This window comes from Citrobacter sp. wls757 (genome assembly GCF_005280935.1).
Taxonomy (GTDB): domain Bacteria; phylum Pseudomonadota; class Gammaproteobacteria; order Enterobacterales; family Enterobacteriaceae; genus Citrobacter; species Citrobacter portucalensis.
This window is the reverse complement of sequence record NZ_SZWU01000049.1, coordinates 30,122-31,402: the sequence shown is the minus strand read 5'-3', so window position 1 is coordinate 31,402 and position 1,281 is coordinate 30,122. Positions and strand designations below refer to the sequence as shown.

Annotated in this window: 1 protein-coding gene; it reads left to right on the top strand. The window is 58.6% G+C overall.

Features of this window, described 5'->3' with window-relative positions; genetic code table 11:
* Positions 1 to 1,281 (top strand): formate hydrogenlyase subunit 3 (gene hycC / locus FDW94_RS12535; RefSeq protein ID WP_249358491.1); only part of this gene is annotated, 1,281 nt, incomplete at both ends.

Here is a 1,281-nt window from a genome sequence, read left to right as displayed (position 1 = left end):
CGGCAGCCTGTGTACGGCAGCCGCGGGTTTTACCGTTCTGACTAATGCGCTGGCAGTGAGCGGCGTGATGCCGTTTATTGGTCACAGTCTGCAAATTACTCCGCTTAATGCTATCTGGCTGATTACACTGGGCCTGTGCGGCCTGTTTGTCAGCCTGTACAACATTGACTGGCATCGTCATCCTCAGGTGAAAGCTAACGGCCTGCTGGTGAATCTGCTGATGGCCGCGGCGGTATGTGCGGTGGTTGCCAGCAACCTCGGTACGCTGGTGGTGATGGCGGAAATCATGGCGCTGTGTGCCGTGTTCCTCACCGGATGCAGTAAAGAAGGCAAACTGTGGTTTGCGCTGGGGCGTATTGGTACGCTGCTGCTGGCGGTCGCCTGCTACCTGGTGTGGCAACGTTACGGCACTCTGGAGCTGCGTCTGCTAGACCTGCGCACCCAGGAGCTGCCGCTCGGATCTGACATCTGGCTGCTGGGCGTGGCAGGTTTTGGCCTGCTGGCCGGGATTATTCCGCTCCACGGTTGGGTGCCACAGGCACACGCCAATGCCAGCGCACCGGCTGCGGCGCTGTTCTCTACCGTCGTCATGAAGGTTGGTCTGTTGGGTATTCTCTCCCTGTCGCTGCTGGGCGGTAACGCGCCGCTGTGGTGGGGGATTACGCTGCTGGTGCTGGGCATGATCACCGCGTTTGTTGGTGGTCTGTATGCGCTGATGGAACACAATATCCAGCGCCTGCTGGCGTACCACACGCTGGAAAACATCGGCATTATTCTGCTGGGTCTGGGCGCTGGCGTGACCGGAATTTCCCTGAATCAACCGGCACTGATTGCGCTAGGTTTGACCGGCGGTCTGTACCACCTGGTAAACCACAGCCTGTTCAAAAGCGTTCTGTTCCTGGGTGCAGGCAGCATCTGGTTCCGTACCGGTCATCGTGATATCGAAAAACTGGGCGGTATCGGTAAACGTATGCCGGTTATCTCGCTGGCGATGCTGGTTGGTCTGATGGCGATGGCCGCACTGCCGCCGCTGAACGGTTTTGCCGGTGAGTGGGTTATCTACCAATCCTTCTTTAAGCTTGGCAATAGCGGCGCATTTGTCGGTAGCCTGTTAGGACCGTTGCTGGCGGTAGGGCTGGCAATTACCGGCGCGCTGGCGGTGATGTGTATGGCGAAAGTCTATGGCGTTACGTTCCTTGGCGCACCGCGCACGAAGGAAGCTGAAAATGCCTGCTGCGCGCCAATCCTGATGGGAGTGAGCGTCGTCGCGCTGGCTATCTG